Source organism: Bradyrhizobium sp. 134 (assembly GCF_023074155.1).
Classification (GTDB): domain Bacteria; phylum Pseudomonadota; class Alphaproteobacteria; order Rhizobiales; family Xanthobacteraceae; genus Bradyrhizobium.
The window spans coordinates 208787-224015 of sequence record NZ_JADPKX010000006.1 but is presented as its reverse complement, the minus strand read 5'-3'; the positions used below and the strand labels follow the sequence as shown (position 1 = coordinate 224015).

At 64.4% G+C, this 15229-nt stretch carries 17 protein-coding genes and 1 pseudogene; 12 read left to right on the top strand and 6 right to left on the bottom strand.

Annotation, left to right across the window (positions count from 1 at the left end):
• Nucleotides 1–183 precede the first annotated feature (183 nt).
• The 3 genes from IVA75_RS01845 to IVA75_RS01835 are packed head-to-tail and all read left to right on the top strand — an operon-like array spanning nt 184 to nt 4312.
• The gene (locus IVA75_RS01845) at nt 184–2994 is read left to right on the top strand and encodes a PAS domain S-box protein (RefSeq protein WP_247287236.1); all 2811 of its coding nucleotides are present in this window, start codon (nt 184–186) and stop codon (nt 2992–2994) included.
• A 59-nt stretch (nt 2995–3053) separates the two neighbouring features.
• A complete protein-coding gene (locus tag IVA75_RS01840; RefSeq protein WP_247287238.1) occupies nt 3054–4049 on the top strand; it encodes a P1 family peptidase in 996 nt (331 codons plus the stop codon).
• A 50-nt stretch (nt 4050–4099) separates the two neighbouring features.
• Entirely contained in the window at nt 4100–4312 is a 213-nt protein-coding gene (locus IVA75_RS01835) for a KTSC domain-containing protein (RefSeq protein WP_247287240.1), read from the top strand.
• A gap of 12 nt (nt 4313–4324) precedes the next feature.
• Here the strand turns inward: IVA75_RS01835 and IVA75_RS01830 are convergent, their stop codons facing one another.
• On the bottom strand, nt 4325–5119 hold the full coding sequence (locus IVA75_RS01830; RefSeq protein WP_247287243.1) for an EF-hand domain-containing protein: 795 nt from the start codon (nt 5117–5119) through the stop codon (nt 4325–4327).
• A gap of 251 nt (nt 5120–5370) precedes the next feature.
• Between IVA75_RS01830 and rpe the strand changes: the two genes are divergently transcribed.
• The 4 genes from rpe (at nt 5371) to IVA75_RS01810 (ending at nt 6756) form a co-directional block, all read left to right on the top strand.
• A complete protein-coding gene (rpe, locus tag IVA75_RS01825; RefSeq protein WP_247287245.1) occupies nt 5371–6072 on the top strand; it encodes a ribulose-phosphate 3-epimerase in 702 nt (233 codons plus the stop codon).
• Between the two features lie 149 nt (nt 6073–6221).
• Entirely contained in the window at nt 6222–6362 is a 141-nt protein-coding gene (locus IVA75_RS01820) for a hypothetical protein (protein ID WP_162847284.1), read from the top strand.
• Nucleotides 6363–6366: 4 nt separating this feature from the next.
• Complete coding sequence (locus IVA75_RS01815; protein ID WP_197031140.1) at nt 6367–6543, top strand: hypothetical protein; 177 nt, start codon at nt 6367–6369, stop codon at nt 6541–6543.
• A 21-nt stretch (nt 6544–6564) separates the two neighbouring features.
• Nucleotides 6565–6756 carry a hypothetical protein gene (locus tag IVA75_RS01810; RefSeq protein ID WP_007602380.1) on the top strand — a complete coding sequence of 64 codons (192 nt, stop codon included), beginning with the start codon at nt 6565–6567 and terminating at the stop codon, nt 6754–6756.
• A 24-nt stretch (nt 6757–6780) separates the two neighbouring features.
• On the opposite strand, the gene IVA75_RS01805 is transcribed toward IVA75_RS01810, so the two are convergent.
• The 5 genes from IVA75_RS01805 to IVA75_RS01785 all read right to left on the bottom strand — a co-directional run bounded on the left by IVA75_RS01805 (nt 6781) and on the right by IVA75_RS01785 (nt 11149).
• Nucleotides 6781–8205: a bifunctional serine/threonine-protein kinase/universal stress protein gene (locus tag IVA75_RS01805; RefSeq protein ID WP_247287246.1), complete on the bottom strand. Its 1425-nt coding sequence runs from the start codon at nt 8203–8205 to the stop codon at nt 6781–6783.
• Between the two features lie 5 nt (nt 8206–8210).
• Nucleotides 8211–8951 carry a metallophosphoesterase family protein gene (locus IVA75_RS01800; protein ID WP_247287247.1) on the bottom strand — a complete coding sequence of 247 codons (741 nt, stop codon included), beginning with the start codon at nt 8949–8951 and terminating at the stop codon, nt 8211–8213.
• A 116-nt stretch (nt 8952–9067) separates the two neighbouring features.
• Nucleotides 9068–9673, bottom strand: coding sequence for a hypothetical protein (locus IVA75_RS01795; protein ID WP_247287248.1), 606 nt, complete (start codon nt 9671–9673; stop codon nt 9068–9070).
• On the bottom strand, nt 9666–10352 hold the full coding sequence (locus tag IVA75_RS01790; RefSeq protein ID WP_247287249.1) for a hypothetical protein: 687 nt from the start codon (nt 10350–10352) through the stop codon (nt 9666–9668). The genes IVA75_RS01795 and IVA75_RS01790 overlap by 8 nt, the downstream gene beginning before the upstream one ends.
• Nucleotides 10349–11149, bottom strand: a complete 801-nt coding sequence (locus IVA75_RS01785; protein ID WP_247287250.1) for a MotA/TolQ/ExbB proton channel family protein — start codon at nt 11147–11149, stop codon at nt 10349–10351. Before IVA75_RS01785 ends, IVA75_RS01790 begins: the two co-directional genes overlap by 4 nt.
• Before the next feature lie 179 nt (nt 11150–11328).
• Here IVA75_RS01785 and IVA75_RS01780 point away from each other — a divergent pair, with 179 nt between their 5' ends.
• From IVA75_RS01780 to IVA75_RS01760, 5 genes and pseudogenes are all read left to right on the top strand, one after another.
• Nucleotides 11329–12699 (top strand): histidine kinase, encoded by a 1371-nt coding sequence (locus IVA75_RS01780; protein WP_247287251.1) that lies wholly within the window; start codon nt 11329–11331, stop codon nt 12697–12699.
• 7 nt (nt 12700–12706) lie between these two features.
• The gene (locus IVA75_RS01775) at nt 12707–13357 is read left to right on the top strand and encodes a response regulator transcription factor (RefSeq protein WP_247287252.1); all 651 of its coding nucleotides are present in this window, start codon (nt 12707–12709) and stop codon (nt 13355–13357) included.
• Between the two features lie 239 nt (nt 13358–13596).
• On the top strand, nt 13597–14634 hold the full coding sequence (locus IVA75_RS01770) for an MBL fold metallo-hydrolase (RefSeq protein WP_247287446.1): 1038 nt from the start codon (nt 13597–13599) through the stop codon (nt 14632–14634).
• 101 nt (nt 14635–14735) lie between these two features.
• Nucleotides 14736–15035: a hypothetical protein gene (locus tag IVA75_RS01765; RefSeq protein ID WP_007612080.1), complete on the top strand. Its 300-nt coding sequence runs from the start codon at nt 14736–14738 to the stop codon at nt 15033–15035.
• A 94-nt stretch (nt 15036–15129) separates the two neighbouring features.
• Nucleotides 15130–15228, top strand: a pseudogene (locus IVA75_RS01760) (DNA-binding response regulator); the annotation flags it as partial.
• Nucleotide 15229 lies beyond the last annotated feature (1 nt).

Below are 15229 nucleotides of genomic sequence, written 5' to 3'. Positions count from 1 at the left end.
GCAGCGGGAGAGCATTATGGCACCGTCCAGTAAAGCGCGTCTTACCCGATCCCCCGTGCGCGTTCCCCATAAAATTAAGTAAGCTGTAACCTTCGGTTGAGTCGCGGTGGGTTTTGTCATGATGCGTGCCCAGAACCCGCTACCATGGACGGAAATTCGTTGGGCCAAATGAGATTGGCAAAGATGCTCAAGACCGATCTGCGAGAGCTGCACGTGTCCGCGCCGACCGATCGGAGCACATTCCTTTCGACGCTGCCGGCCACCCCGAAAGATCGCACCGCAGCATTGGCGATCGTGGGCATCTCATCGATCTTGTTCGCAGTGGCCGTGCCCTTCGCAGGTATCCCGCTGCTGCCCGTGCCAGCCTTCGTCGCGAGCTATCAATCCGCCCTTGTGGTCGCGGACATCGTCACCGCGGTCCTGCTGTTGTCGCAGTTTGCGGTGCTCAGGACCCGCGCGCTGCTCGTGCTGGCGACGGGCTATCTGTTCACCGCTGCCGCGGCCGTGGTCCATGCTCTTACCTTCCCCGGACTTTTTTCGCCGACCGGGCTGCTGGGAGCCAACCAGCAGACCACGGTCTGGCTCTACATGATCTGGCACGGTGGCTTCCCGCTCTGCGTGCTGGCCTATGCCTGGCTGAAGGAGGCCGACGGCGGCGCCCGGATCGCGGGCTCGGCAAGCAAGGCGATCTACGCCAGCGTGGTCGGCGTCGCCGCGGTCATGGTCGTCTTGACCTGGATCGTCACTGCCCAGCACGACCTGCTTCCGGTCCTGCTGCGCGACGGCCGTTACACGCAGATCATGATCGGCGTGGTGGCCTTTGTCTGGTCCTTGAGCTTTGCCGCGCTGGTCTCGCTGTGGTTCCGCCGTCCGCATTCGGTCATCGACGTCTGGCTCATGGTGGTGATGTGCGCGTGGCTGTTCGACATCGCGCTGTCGGCGATCGTCAACGTCGCGCGCTTCGATCTCGGCTTCTACGCCGGCCGCGTCTACGGCCTCTGCGCGGCGACCTTCGTGCTCGCAGTGCTTTTGATCGAAAATGTCCGCCTCCAGGCGCACACGCTGGGGCTCGTCGGCAGGTTGCGCCAGCAGTCAGCATTGGATCGCGACTACTATGGCAAGCGCCTTGCGCTGTACGGGGCCGTCGTCGAATCCGCCAATGATGCCATCATTACGAAGACCCTCGACGGTGTCATCACGGGCTGGAACAAGGCCGCCGAACATCTGTTCGGCTATGCCGCCGCGGAGGCCATCGGCCAACCGATCGACATCATCGTGCCGGAGGACCGCAAGGCCGAGGTCAGGGGTATCCTGAACAGGGTCGGCGGCAATGAAACGATCGCCCAGCATGAAACGGTCCGGATCCGAAAGGACGGTCGGCCGCTCGACGTCGTTCTCAATGTTTCTCCGCTCAAATCAGCCAACGGACAGATCATCGGCGCTTCCAAGATCGCCCACGACATCACGGAAGAGAAGCAGGCAAGAGAAAAACTGCGCCGCGAGGTCGAGGAGCGGCAGCGGATCTTCGAGACCTCGCAGGACCTGATCCTGGTCACCGACGGTTTTGGCAATTTCATCCAGGTCAGCCCCAGCGTGAAGACCATTCTGGGCTTGAGTCCGGAGGACATGATCGGGCACAGCGCCACCGAGTTTATTCATCCCGATGACCTCCAGAAGACGCGCGACGAGATGCGCGCGGCGCGGCGTGGCGCGGTCAAGCGCAGCTTCGAGGCGCGCTACTACCACTACGATGGTCACGAGGTCACGCTGAACTGGATGGGCACCTGGTCCGATCCGGTCAAGCGCCATTTCTTCATCGGTCGCGACCTCACCGAGAAGCAGGCCGCCGAGGCGCAGTTCAGGCACGTCCAGAAGATGGACTCCATCGGTCAATTGACCGGCGGTGTCGCGCACGACTTCAACAATGTGCTGACCGTCATCACCGGCACGATCGGCATCCTGGCGGACGCGGTCGCTGACCGTCCCGAGCTCGCTGCCATCACCAAGCTGATCGACGACGCCGCCGAACGCGGCGCGCAACTGACCAAGCATCTGCTCGCCTTCGCCCGCAAGCAGCCGCTCCAACCGCGCGAAATCGACGTCAACGCATTGACGCTCGAGGCCGCAAAGCTCCTGCATCCCACGCTCGGCGAGCAGATCACCATCATGCCGCAACTCACCGAGGATGCGTGGCCGGCACTGATCGATCCGGGCCAGCTTTCCACCGCGATCCTCAATCTCGCGCTGAACGCGCGAGATGCCATGCCCAACGGGGGCACGCTGGTGCTGGAGACCCGCAACATCTTTCTTGACGACGGCTATGCCAGCATGAATCCGGACGTGGTGGCTGGCAATTACGTCATGATCGCCGTCAGCGACACCGGCTCCGGAATCCCGCCGGAATTGATGGACCGGGTGTTCGATCCCTTCTTCACCACCAAGGAGGTCGGCAAGGGCACCGGCCTCGGGCTCAGCATGGTGTTCGGCTTCGTCAAGCAGTCCGGGGGACACATCAAGATCTACAGCGAGGAAGGCCACGGCACGAGCGTGAAGATCTACCTGCCGCGCTCGAGCGGCGTTCAGGAGACCGAGTTCGAGGCGCTCCAGAACGCGCCCGTCACCGGCGGCCACGAAAAGATCCTGATCGTCGAGGACGACGCGCTGGTGCGCCAATATGTCGTGACCCAGATCAAGAGCCTCGGCTATGTCGCCCTCGAAGCCGGCAATGCGGCCGAGGCCCTCGTCATTATCGACGCCGACAAGGACATCGACCTGCTGTTCACGGACGTCATCATGCCCGGCAACATGAACGGCCGCCAGCTCGCCGACGAGGCGGCTCGCCGCCGCCCCGACCTGAAGACGCTGTTCACCTCGGGCTACACCGAGAACGCCATCGTCCATCACGGGCGACTCGATTCCGGCGTGCTGCTGCTGGCGAAGCCCTACCGCAAGTCCGAGCTCGCCAAGATGCTGAGGACCGCGCTCGCGGGTTGAGCCTGCGGCGCCCCTGCGATATCGCTGAAGCGGACGCCCTTCAGCCCTGCGGAGCCGCCTTGAAAAACCTTCTCACCGATATCGCCGGCGTCCGCGTCGGCCATGCCGAGGATGCGAAAATTGCCACTGGCACGACCGCGATCATCTTCGACGCCCCCGCAGTTACGGCCATCGATGTTCGCGGCGGCGGACCCGGCACGCGCGAAGACGCGTTGCTCGACCTCGCCAGCACCGTCGATCGCGTTGACGCCATTGCGCTGTCCGGCGGCTCAGCCTTTGGAATCGACGCCGGCGGCGGCATCCAGGCCTGGCTCGCCGAACAAGGCCGCGGCTTGCGGATTCGCGAGGCGGTGATTCCGATCGTCCCCGGCGCGATCGTTTTCGACCTGCTCAACGGTGGCGACAAGGCCTGGGGACGCTTCGCGCCCTATCGCGATCTCGGCTACGCCGCAGCGTTGGCCGCCAGCGACGATTTCGCACTGGGCAGCGTCGGCGCCGGCCTCGGTGCCACCACCGCAACCTTCAAGGGCGGACTGGGGTCGGCCTCCGCGGTCCTGGCCAATGGCATCAAGGTCGCTGCGATCATCGTCGTCAACGCGGTCGGCAGCACAACCATTGGCGAGGGGCCTTGGTTCTGGGCTGCGCCGTTCGAGGAGAACGGCGAGTTCGGCGGGCGCGGCCTGCCGTCCGCGTTCACGCCGGACATGCTGGCGATGCGTATCAAGGGCGGGCCCGCCGCGAACGCGCGTGAGAACACCACGATCGGCCTCGTCGTCACCGATGCCACGCTGACCAAGGCCCAGGCCAAGCGGCTTGCGATGATCGCGCATACCGGGTTCGCCCGTGCGATTTATCCGGTGCATGCCCCAACCGATGGCGACGTGCTGTTCGCCGCCGCAACGGGCGAGAAGCCGATCGAGCCGCTGGTCGGCCTCACCGAACTGGGAACTGTCGCCGCCAACGTGGTCGCACGCGCGATCGCTCGCGGCGTCTACAATGCGACGGCCCTGCCGTTTGCCGGCGCGCTGCCGGCGTGGAAGGATCGGTTCGGCTAGAAACGAAACGGCTGACACAGCGTTACCCTGACGGGCCAAGGTGCACCGCCATGCCGTCCTCCGTGATCCGGTTTTTCCGTTATGCGCCCGAGACTCGCGAGCTGAAAGTGACTTTCGTCAGCGGACGTCTCTATGTCTACGAGGACGTTCCGCCCGAGGTCGCCGCGGCGTTCAGGAATGCGCGCTCAAAGGGTACATTCTTCAACCGCGAAATCCGCGACCGTTATCTCTACCGTGACATCACTCACGAATATGCAGGCTAGCCGTGAGCAAGGTTACACGCTCATCGACATCGATGAACCGACAGCCGCTGAGGCACCTTGTCCCTGCCCGCCCTGCCGCTGCATCAACTGCGCGAACAGATCGTACGCCGAATTACGGGGGCTGGAGGCGCCCGGGACCGTCGTCGACATCTTGAAGCCGTCGGCGTAGGTGACCGTGGTGGTGGTCGAGCCGTCGGCCCCGGTCGTCGAGGTCGAGGTCGAGCCGCCGCTGGAGGGCGAGGAGGAATTCGAACCGCTACCGGACGCATCGCCCGCACCTTGCGCATGATGGTGGCCGCGATGGCCGCTCTTCAGTGCCTTCGACATCTCATCGAGGCTGACGCTGCCGTCGGCATTCGAATCCAGCTTCGAGAAAACGTCGTCGGCCTGCGCGAGGTTGGTGCCGCCGGCGCCGAGCGCATTCTCGAATTCCGACTTGGTGATCTTGCCGTCGCCGTCGCCATCGATCTGCGAGAACAGGTCCTTCAGGGCGGCGTCGCGGCGCGTCGAGGACGAGGATGTTGAACTGGACGAGGTCGAGCTCGCTGCGCTGCTCGTAGTGTCCGAGGATTGGCTCTGTGCGGCGAACAGCGCGTTCATCGTCTCCGGCGAGATCTGCGGGGTTTTGCCCGCATTGACCGACGAGGTCGCGCCGGTCGTGCTGTTGCTGCCACTGTCGATCGCGAACGGATTGGTCGCAGGCTTTTGCGAGGACCCCGTCTTCTGCGTCGACGAGGGCGATTTCGAATTCGTCAGCGACTGGATCGCGTCGAGCGCGCTCGATACGGCCCCAAGAGCGAACAACATTGCACAACTCCAACCGATGCGGCATGCCGCGGCCAATGTTCTGTTCAGGTGAAGTCAGCAAGCGCCGTGCCAGCGCAAAAAGCTCAATGAAATCCGCTTTCACCGCGCATTGTACGGCCAGGGAACACCGGCAATTCATGCCGGTCGCGGCAGAAATTTCCGCCCACAGGAAGCACGCCGCCCCTGCATTGCCCGGCTGAGAGGCCCATGTTAGGCGAGTCCATCTTTCACGGCCGCCACGGGAAACCGCCATGACCCAAGCCTTCGCTCCCCGCCCCCTGGCAATCGCGCCCTCGATCCTGGCCTCGGATTTCTCCAGGCTCGGCGAGGAGGTGCGCGCCGTGGACGCCGCCGGAGCCGACTGGATCCATCTCGACGTCATGGACGGGCACTTCGTTCCCAACATCTCGTATGGCCCCGACGTCATCAAGGCGATGCGCCCGCACACCAAGAAGATCTTCGACGCGCATCTGATGATCTCGCCCTGCGACCCCTACCTGGAGGCCTTTGCGAAAGCCGGCTGCGACCACATCACCGTGCATGCCGAGGCCGGTCCCCATCTGCACCGCTCGCTTCAGGCGATCCGCGCGCTCGGCAAGAAGGCCGGCGTTTCGCTCAATCCGGGCACGCCGATCAGCGCGCTCGAATACGTTCTGGACCTAGTCGACCTCGTGCTGGTGATGTCGGTCAATCCCGGCTTCGGCGGCCAAGCCTTCGTCCCCTCCGCGATCGGCAAGATCCGCGACATCCGCGCGATGACGGCGGGCCGTCCGATCGACATCGAAGTCGACGGCGGTGTCGGCCCCGAAGTCGCAGGTCCCCTGGCCGCAGCCGGGGCCAACGCCTTCGTCGCCGGCACGTCCGTGTTCAGGGGCGGCACGCAGGACGCCTACAAGACCAACATCGCGGCGATCCGCAACGCCGCCGCGGGCGCGCGTGGCGAGGCGATCTGAGGGCCCGCTCGGCTCCGCAGACGTGCGGCTTCTACGGGTGTTGCGGCGCGCAATGCCTAAATTTGCAACCTTGATCCGTACTCCTCCGGGCTTCCCTGATTCGCGCAAATCACCGCTAGTGATTCTTGCCTGTTTCGCGGGAGCACATCATGACGACGACCCTGGTTTGGACTGGCGTGGCGTTGTGGCTTGGTTTTTGTGCGTTTGTTGTGTTTGGTCCATCAGCCGGACCGGTGAAGGTCTCGGTACGCTCGGCCCGCATCGCCCGTCGCGACTGGTATCGGGCCTGACCCCATGCAGATCGCGCTCGTAAAGCGTCAGCCGAAGCGCCGGTGCCGCATCCCGCGGCGCCCGCATCCTGACCTCGATTTTTTCTTCGGTCGGCTCGAACGCACCGAAGGCGAGATGCGCGACGACACCGGGCCCGACATGGACCTGGATCATCCGCTCCGGTCACCGCGCCGGCATTGAATTCTTTTCTGGACCAAGCTCATGAAGCCGCATTGCCCGAACTGCCTGAAAGAAATGACCAAGGCGTCCGCGTCGCGTAACCTGTTCAACTGCGAGCCCTGCCGCGAGATCATCCAGTTCTTCGGCGGTAGCGCGGATCACGGCGAGCCCGGCCCGCAATTCTCCTGGCCGATCCGCCGCAAGCGCTCCGTCCACACCGCTCACGCGGCCTGAATCTCCAGGATCCAGAGCGCCGCCCTATCCGGCCTCTTCGCCCACATCCGCAGCCATTCGCGGCGGCCGTACCACGGTAACGGTGCAGGCCGCTTCCGAGGCCACCTTGGCCGAGACGCTGCCGAGCAGCGTGCGCCTGAACGAGCCCTGCCGCGCGCCGATGATGACGTGGTCGACGTGGTTCACCTCGCAAAACTCCAGGATGGCCGCCGCGGGATCGACGGCTTCCAGCACGTGAGCCGACAGCCGGCTCTCATCGAGCTTGAGCGGAGTGGCCCAGTGCCTGAGCGCCACCAACCGGTCGATATGCTTGTTGGAGCCCTGCTCATCCAGCGTCCTGTCAATCGCGATGCGGTTGAGCTTCAGCACGTTGAGACAGGCGAGCCGCGCCGACGGCAGCGTGGCGAGAATGCGTTCCGTCGTCATGCGCAGGGCCTCGTTCAACTCCGGCTCGCCTTCCGCCGTATCGAGCGCGACCGCGAGGATCGGGCTCGATGCGATTTGGGCTGCGACATCCGATTTCGCGCGGGGCGCCATGACACCCTGGTTGAACCGGCGGCGCCAGGCGACGCTGAGCGGATCGCGCTTCATTCGCTCCGAGCGCATCGTGAGCCTGATCTGGTCCGGATGGGTCAGATCGAAGGCGAGCTGCGACGCCGTCGGATAGCGCCGCACCGGCTCGATCTCGAGGCACCGCAGCACCACCTCCTGGAGCCAGGGCGGATAGTCGGCGCGCAAGCCGCGCGGCGGGTGCGGATCGCGCCACAACCGGCGCCGCATCGCACGCAGCGTCTCGCCCTCGCCGAACGGCCGCTCGCCGGTCGTGAAGAAATAGAGCAGCACGCCAAGCGAGAACAAATCGCTGCGCGGATCGTCGCGCACCCCTGACAGCCGTTCAGGCGCCATGTAGGGCGCGGTGCCGTAAGGCAGGCGGAATTCCTCCTGCAACAGGTCCGGCAGGTGGTTGTGATGCGACAGGCCATAGTCGATCAGCACCGCCTCGCCGCTCTCGCGGAACATGATGCTGCTCGGCTTGAGGTCGTGATGGATCACGTTCTGCCGGTGCAAATCCGCGAGCCCCGTCGCGATCCTGGCGACGAGTTGCCGCGCCTCGTCATACGGCAGCGGCAGGTCGGGCAGCCGCTTGTAGAGCGTGGTCCCGGAGATGCGCTCGATCACGACATAGGCTTGGTGGGCAAAATCGCCGGTGCCGAAGCTTGAGGGCACGTGCGGCCCGGCCAGCCGCGGTAGGATCATCATTTCCATTTCGAAGGAGACGATCGCCGCGGGGTCCTCGCCCTCCGACACCCGCGGAATCTTCATCAGCAGCGGCACCTCGATGCCGGGATGGGTGACCGTCCACAGCGTCGCCATGCCGCCGGCATGGACGCATTCGCCAATGGTGTAGCCGTCGATCTCTGCGCCTGATTTGACGAGGGGTTTCGGCATCGCCTCTAGCGCCCCTGCGACAATCGGTCGGCGAGCCAGTGCGGCAGGCCGTTCTCACGGATCCGGTTCGCGGCCGTCTCGACATCGTAGGGCGCGCGGCAATAGGTGATCAGGCAGGTGACCGTATCGAACAGCACGAAAGCCGCGGATGGATCGCCATCGCGGGGCTGGCCGACCGAGCCGAGCACCGCTAGCCATTGCCGCCCGCGCAGCAGCGGTACGGAGACGTCGGTCTTGGGCACGAGTCCCGACATCTTCGCCGTCACCGACATCGAATAGATCGCCGGGCGGTGGATGTGGCCGCAGAACGTGACATGAGCGGGCGTCGCGATCAGGCTTTTGGCGGCGTCCGCCGTCGATCGGACATAGTGCCAGCTCAGGGGGCTGGAGGCTTCCGAATGCACGAACAGACGATCCCTCTCCTCCACCAGCATCGGCAATTCCGCCAGGAACCGCCGCTGCGCGGTGTCGAGCCGGCCGCGGGTCCATTCGATCGCGATTTGCGCCTCGGCATTCATGGTCTCGGCCGAGGAATTCACCGCCTGGTCATGGTTGCCGCGCACAGCGACGGCGCCCTGGGCGACCAGCTCCATCGCGGTATCCACTACCCATTCCGGATCGGCGCCATAGCCCACGAAGTCGCCAAGCAGGATGAACCGCTCGGCGCCACGCGCCCGCGCGACTTTCAGGCAGGCCTCGAACGCCTGCCGGTTGCCGTGGATGTCCGAGAAGACAGCGAGAAGCACGCACCCTCCACCCTCGAACCTTATTGGGAGCCGATAAGGCCAAATTGAGGGAGGTCAAGAACATGCGCCAGCGGCGCGCGGTTTGCCAGCGCTGCCCTGTCGCGATGGTGAAGAGCTTATTGCTCGTCCTTCGGCGGCATCCGGGGCGGCGGAATCGGGGTGAACACGGCGCCCTGCGCGCCGGCCGGTGGCGCCAGGAATTCGCCGGTCGAGGAATCGCCTCCGCTCGTCTCCAGGATCGTCTTGGGCGTCACATATTCCCTGACCATGTCGATGAGGCTGCCATCGCCGCCGCCGAAATCGGCGGCCCGGCCGCCTTGCGGATGTCCCAGCGCGATCTCGTTCTCCGCCGCATGGGCCTTGTCGGCCAGCCTATCATTGTAGGGCACACGAAAGGCGCGCGGTATGCCGCTTGGGCGATTGTCCTCGTCGAGCTGCTCGACCCAGAGATAGATCGAGCCGGGATCGCCTTCCAGCGAATGCGGCTCGACGATGCGGGCCTTCAGCAGCTTGAAGGAGGCCGGCAGCCGGTCGGCGCTGGCCCAGCCGAGCAGCCCGCGCATTTCCGTGAAGCTGACGACATAGAAGGCGCTGGTCACGACCACCGCAACGGCCTTGATCGACCAGTGCAGCCGCGCATAGACCAACACGACCAGCAGCAGCGCGCCGATGACGGCGTAAGCTATCGATAGCGTGAGGATGACCGTCTGCAGGCTAGTCACGGCGCACCCTCACAGCGTTCTTGCTCACGCCAGTGCTCGGGTCGAGATCGGCGCCGTTGCGCCAGCCGCTGCGAAACGTCTCCAGCAGCGATTTCGGCCGCTGATCCACATTGACGACCTTGCCCTCGGCATCGAGCCGGAACCGCACCGCGGTCTTCTCGTCGCCGGTGTGATCGACCGTGAACTTGTTGTCGAAGACCACTTGCGCTGTGGGATTGAGCTTCTGCACCTTCACATTGGCTATGACGGGTTCGCCGGTCGTGGCCACGAAATGTGAGACATTGACGGTGTATTCGCCGGGAACGATGCCCCGCACCGTGACGATCTCCTCGCGGATCGGCGAGGCAATCTTCTTGCCGTTGACCACGATGAAGTCGTTGGCTCCGCCGCGGTCGTCGCGGTCGAGCGTGAGGAAGCCGGCCTCGCGGTGGCGATACCAGGCGATGTTGCCCACGGGATCCTGCACGAACAGGTCGAGATCGTCGGGATGGCTGTCGGGCCAGTCCAGCGTGATCATGAACTCGGCCTTTGAATCGATCTTGCCGTCCTTGGCGTCCGGTGAGACCGCGAGCAGCGCGAGGAAGAACAGGAAAGCGATCACCTGGAGTGCCTTGAACAGCATCACGCCCAAGGGATCGAACGGCTCCTCGCGCGGATAGAGACCGAAATCATCCATCATGTCGCGATTCCAGCGCCCTTGATTCCAGAACGCGTGATTCCGAAACCCTTGCGCTCCAGCACCGGCGTCACATAAGTCTCGGTCAGCACCACGGCATCCGAGAACACCCGCTGGGTCGCGGCATCCAGCATGTAGTACTGGATGCGGACCAGGATCGAACCGACCAGGCCCGCCAGCGTCGTGTACATCGCGACCGCCATGCCGTCGCTCATCAGCCCCATCGAGGACCGCATCGCGACCTTGTCGGCGGCATCCAGCCCCGCGATTGGCGCCAGCATGATGATGAAACCGACGATGGTGCCGAGCAGGCCGAGCTTCATCAGCGTATCCGAGACGAAGGCCCCGAAGCCGTTGGAGCCGCGCAGCCGGTCGGCAAGCGTCCGCAGCAATAGGGTCTGGTCGACCGGGCGGTAGTCCTGCGCCGCGGCCTTGGTCACGAGGCTCTCGATGTGATCACGCACCAGCCCGCGCGGCAGCGCAGCCGCGCCGGCGTCGAGCGTCCTCCCGCCCTCGGGCGCCGCGAGCACCGCGCGGCAGCGCCGGGCCGCCGCGCCCTCACGGGCGATGGCCCGCGTGCGCAGGAAGCAGTGACCGCAGGTGAGCACATAGAGCAGTGCGATCACGCTGGAAATGTAGGTCCGGTCCGAGGTCAGCATCAGACGGATCAGGCCGAACCGCCACAGCAGCACGACGGCGAAGATCGAAAGCCCGGTGAAGATCATCCAGAACAGGAGCGCGCTGCGCTCGGATGGGTCGGCAGCAGGCCCCGCGATCGGCCCAATCGTCATCGAACTCATGCTGCACTGCTCCTGGCCGTGAATTCCGCCCATTAGATCAAAGCCGCCGCGCCCGGTCCAAAGAGCCATGCCCAATCCGGCTTGGGAAATTTGCCCGAGCTGCCATCTTGCCGTGCCTCGCAATTGGCAAGGCGCGGCGGCGTTGTTAGGCTGACCTTACCAAATTATGGGGTGATCGCATGCGCCTTGTGCTTCAGCTTGTCGCCCGTCTGCTTCTCATCGTCGCGCTTTGCCTCGGGGCGGCGACCATCTGGGCCACGTTCGACGCCTATCGCAGCGTCGACCGGGCGACTGCGGCCTCGGCGCAGCGGGTCGCCCAGGCGCTGCAAGCCCTGTACTGGCGCGAATTCTTGTTGCGTAGCAGCAGAACACGCGAGCAGCTTCTGCCGGTTCCGGAGTGGCGCACGCTGGAGACGATGAAGCTGATCTCACCCGGCGTCTGCGTCGAATTCCAACCGGCCATCGCATTCGAAAAGCCGCTCTGCGGCCAGAGCGAGGGGCTCGGCAAGGCGCCGCCGCGGTGGTTTGCATCGATTGTGCCGACCTTCCTCGGCAGCCATGCCGAAGCGATACGGCCCGTCAGCCCCCGCGCGGCGACCGCCGGAACGGTGGTCGCGACGCCGGATGAAACGGCCGCCATCTCGCTCGCCTGGGAATACATCCTCAACGTGATCGACGTCGCGCTCTTGATGGCGGCGGCGATCGCGCTCCTGGCTTCGCTCGCGATCGCGCATGCGCTGGCGCCGGCGCGCACGATCGTGATCGCCTTGCAGCGCATGGCCCGCGGTCAGTATCGCACGAAACTGCCGCGCTTCCGCTCGATGGAGCTGGCGATGATCGGCAGCGCCGTCGGCGAGCTCGGCGGCCGGTTGGAGGAAGCGACCGAGCAACGCGCGGCGCTGACGCGGCGCCTGATCGAGATCCGTGACGACGAACGCCGCGCGCTCGCACGCGAGCTGCACGACGAGTTCGGACAAAATCTCTCGGCCATCCTCGCCTTCGCCAACACCATCGAGACGGCGAGCACGAAGGCAGACAAGCACAACGATATCGTGCAGGACGCGCGGATGATCTCGCAGGCCACGCATCATCTGATGGCCTCGCTACGCGACGCGCTGAAGCGCCTGCGCAATCCCCTGCCCGCCGAGCTTGGGCTGGAGGCGAGCCTCGTGAATTTGGTGGATAGCTGGCGCTCGCAGAGCGCGGCGCGGCCCACGATCCAGCTCGATCTCAAGGGCGACCTCACCGACATTAGCGGCCTGGCTGCCACCACCGCCTATCGCGTCGCGCAGGAATGCCTGACCAACGCGCTGCGCCACGGCGCGGCACGCGAGATTTCGCTCAGCGTGGAACGGCGCGCGGGCGACGACGATGCATTGCTGATCCGTGTCGAGGACGATGGCGGCGGCGACGCAGCACGCGTAAAGCAGTCGGCCGGCTTTGGCCTCACGGGCATCCGCGAGCGCGTCGCAGCGGCCGGCGGCTCATTCTCGATCCTGCCCGCCCGAGGCGGACTCAGCGTCGCCGCCACCATCCCGCTCGCCGCGTGAGGCCGGCATGAACGAGATTACGGCAACAGGCATCTCCGTGCTGCTGGTCGACGACCATCCGATCGTGCGGCAAGGCTATCGGCGCGTGCTGGAGAGCCAGGGCGATCTGCATGTCGTGGCGGAAGCCGACAACGCCGCGGATGCCTACAGCGCCTTCAAGGCGCGCGATCCCGACGTGGTCTTGCTGGATATCTCGATGCCCGGCGCGAGTGGGCTGGAAGCCATCCGCAACATCCGCGCGCGCAGCCCACGGGCCCGGATCCTCGTTTTCACCATGCACAACGAAGCCGTGCTGGTGAAGGCAGCCTTCAGTGCCGGCGCCAGCGGCTTCGTCACCAAGAGCAGCGAGCCGTCCGCGGTCGTGTCCGCGATCCGCAGCGTTGCGCGCGGCGAACGCGCCATGAGCGACGACATCGCGCATATCCTGGCCGAGGACAGCCTGTCGACGGGATCTGCGTTGGATCAACTGGGCGAACGCGAGATCGAGATCCTGCGCCAGTTCGCCGGCGGCGCCACGACCGAACAGATCGCCGCGCAACTCAATCTCAGCGTGAAGACGGTGCAGAACTATCACTATCTGATCAAGAGCAAGACCGGAGCGCGCACGGATGCGCAGCTGGTGCGGCTGGCAGCCAGTTGTGGGCTGACGAAGATCTAGAGCGTGACGGCGAGCCGTTTACTGCGACCAGAATAACTGGTTCCCAACTGGCCATTCCAACGAAGGTCTCCAAATCTCTCTTAGATTGTGCTAGGTTTCACCACAGGCACGGCATCCAGCACCAAGCCGCCAGCGGATGTGCGTCCGGCTCCGATCTTTCGTCGAGAGCCAGTTTGGACGGCCCTCGAAGCCGCCCTCGTTCCCGTTGTATGTCTTGCGCGACAACAGGAGACGCTTCTATGAACATCAGGAACAGTCTTCTTACAGCACTGATCGCCTTCGGCGTTCTTGCGACCGGGCTTACGGAAAGCGCGGCAACGGAGGCGAAAAACCAGATCACGATTCTCTATGACGCCTTCGGCACAGATGAGGCGATGACGAAGGACTGGGGTTTCTCTGCCCTTGTCGAAATCGCGGGAAAACGCATCCTGTTCGATACGGGTAACGATCCCGAAATCTTCGCGGCGAACGTGAAGGCCAAGGGAGTTGATCTCTCGGACCTGGACTTTGTCGTTCTTTCGCACCGCCACTCCGATCATATGGCCGGCTTGTCCTACCTCCTGAGCATCAATCCGACGGTCAAGATCTACGCGCCAAAGGAAGGATTTGGCATCTACGGCTCGTCTCTGCCGTCCGGCTTCTACCGCAAGGACGAGGCTTTGCCGCCGGAGATGCGGTACTATGCAGGCAAGCCGCCCGCGGTGATGAAGTTCGGCACGGCATGGGCCCACGCGAACTTCGAACTGATCGATCAGACCACCGAGATCGCTCCCGGTATCACACTTATCCCGCTGATTTCCGACGCACCGGGCACGAGAGAACTCAAGGAGCTGTCCTTGGCCGTCAACACGGCCGACGGCATGGTCCTTCTGGTCGGTTGCTCGCACCCAGGGATCGAGCGCATCGTCGAAGCGGCGACGGGTATCAATCCCAGGATTCATCTCATCGCGGGAGGATTTCATCTGGTCGTCGCACCTGACGAAGCTATCGCGAAAGTCGTTACCGCCCTCAAGGACAGGTTCAAGGTCGACAGCGTAGCCCCGGGACATTGCACCGGCGAGCCGACTTTTGCCGCGCTCAAGAAGGCGTTCGGCGACAACTATCTCTACGCAGGCCTCGGCACGTCGATTCCGGTTGCAACGGTTGCGGGCGTGAATGTCAGGCGCGGGGAAGGTCCGACGCTCGACGACCTTGCGACCTATCGCAAACTCGCTGGGCGCGAAGACCCGTTCGGCATATTGCGCTTGCGCAGCTCGCATTTGGCGCCCGCGCTTTAGGGCGCTGGCCCGGGGCTCGCACTTTAAATCATGCTGTGACCGGTAGGATTGGAACTGACACCGTCGCGCCGTGGTTAGTAGCGGAGTGAGGGAGTTGCGCCATGAGTAAGGCTATTCGCGAAGCCATCCATCATCCCCCGATCATCACTGTCGGCGAGCTCATCGATGAACTCTGCCGTCTGCCAGACACAGCGACGATCCAATTCCACTGCCCCATTCTCGAACAGGAACTTGCGTTCTACCGCCTTCGAAAGCGGTCAAAGGATGTGGTCGAAATCGAAGTCAATACCTATCCGGAAAGCCCGTCGGTCGTGCCATCGGCCAACGCCGCCTTACGTGCGCGAAAAAAGACCCATCATCCGCGCTCGCTCGGCAATGGCAGCGTTGCCCATAAGGTCTGAATAGAAACCGACAGGTCCCGTCAGGTGTCGCGGCTTCGGACCGCGCGAAGGAAGTCCGGCCGACGCCTTCAGCCCGCGCAATACCAGCGCGAGAGTCAAGACGCTGCAGAACTATCATTATCTGATCAAGACGAAGACCGGGGCGCGCACGGATGCGCAGCTCGCGCGGCTCGCAGCGGCTTGCGGGCTGACGA

Excerpts from the sequence above, each read along its gene's own strand:
- IVA75_RS01845 (WP_247287236.1), top strand. The coding sequence starts at position 184 with ATGCTCAAGACCGATCTGCGAGAGCTGCACGTGTCCGCGCCGACCGAT.
- IVA75_RS01835 (WP_247287240.1), top strand. The coding sequence starts at position 4,100 with ATGCCGTCCTCCGTGATCCGGTTTTTCCGTTATGCGCCCGAGACTCGC.
- IVA75_RS01830 (WP_247287243.1), bottom strand. The coding sequence starts at position 5,119 with ATGTTGTTCGCTCTTGGGGCCGTATCGAGCGCGCTCGACGCGATCCAG.
- rpe (WP_247287245.1), top strand. The coding sequence starts at position 5,371 with ATGACCCAAGCCTTCGCTCCCCGCCCCCTGGCAATCGCGCCCTCGATC.
- IVA75_RS01820 (WP_162847284.1), top strand. The coding sequence starts at position 6,222 with ATGACGACGACCCTGGTTTGGACTGGCGTGGCGTTGTGGCTTGGTTTT.
- IVA75_RS01815 (WP_197031140.1), top strand. The coding sequence starts at position 6,367 with ATGCAGATCGCGCTCGTAAAGCGTCAGCCGAAGCGCCGGTGCCGCATC.
- IVA75_RS01810 (WP_007602380.1), top strand. The coding sequence starts at position 6,565 with ATGAAGCCGCATTGCCCGAACTGCCTGAAAGAAATGACCAAGGCGTCC.
- IVA75_RS01805 (WP_247287246.1), bottom strand. The coding sequence starts at position 8,205 with ATGCCGAAACCCCTCGTCAAATCAGGCGCAGAGATCGACGGCTACACC.
- IVA75_RS01790 (WP_247287249.1), bottom strand. The coding sequence starts at position 10,352 with ATGATGGATGATTTCGGTCTCTATCCGCGCGAGGAGCCGTTCGATCCC.
- IVA75_RS01785 (WP_247287250.1), bottom strand. The coding sequence starts at position 11,149 with ATGAGTTCGATGACGATTGGGCCGATCGCGGGGCCTGCTGCCGACCCA.
- IVA75_RS01780 (WP_247287251.1), top strand. The coding sequence starts at position 11,329 with ATGCGCCTTGTGCTTCAGCTTGTCGCCCGTCTGCTTCTCATCGTCGCG.
- IVA75_RS01775 (WP_247287252.1), top strand. The coding sequence starts at position 12,707 with ATGAACGAGATTACGGCAACAGGCATCTCCGTGCTGCTGGTCGACGAC.
- IVA75_RS01770 (WP_247287446.1), top strand. The coding sequence starts at position 13,597 with ATGAACATCAGGAACAGTCTTCTTACAGCACTGATCGCCTTCGGCGTT.
- IVA75_RS01765 (WP_007612080.1), top strand. The coding sequence starts at position 14,736 with ATGAGTAAGGCTATTCGCGAAGCCATCCATCATCCCCCGATCATCACT.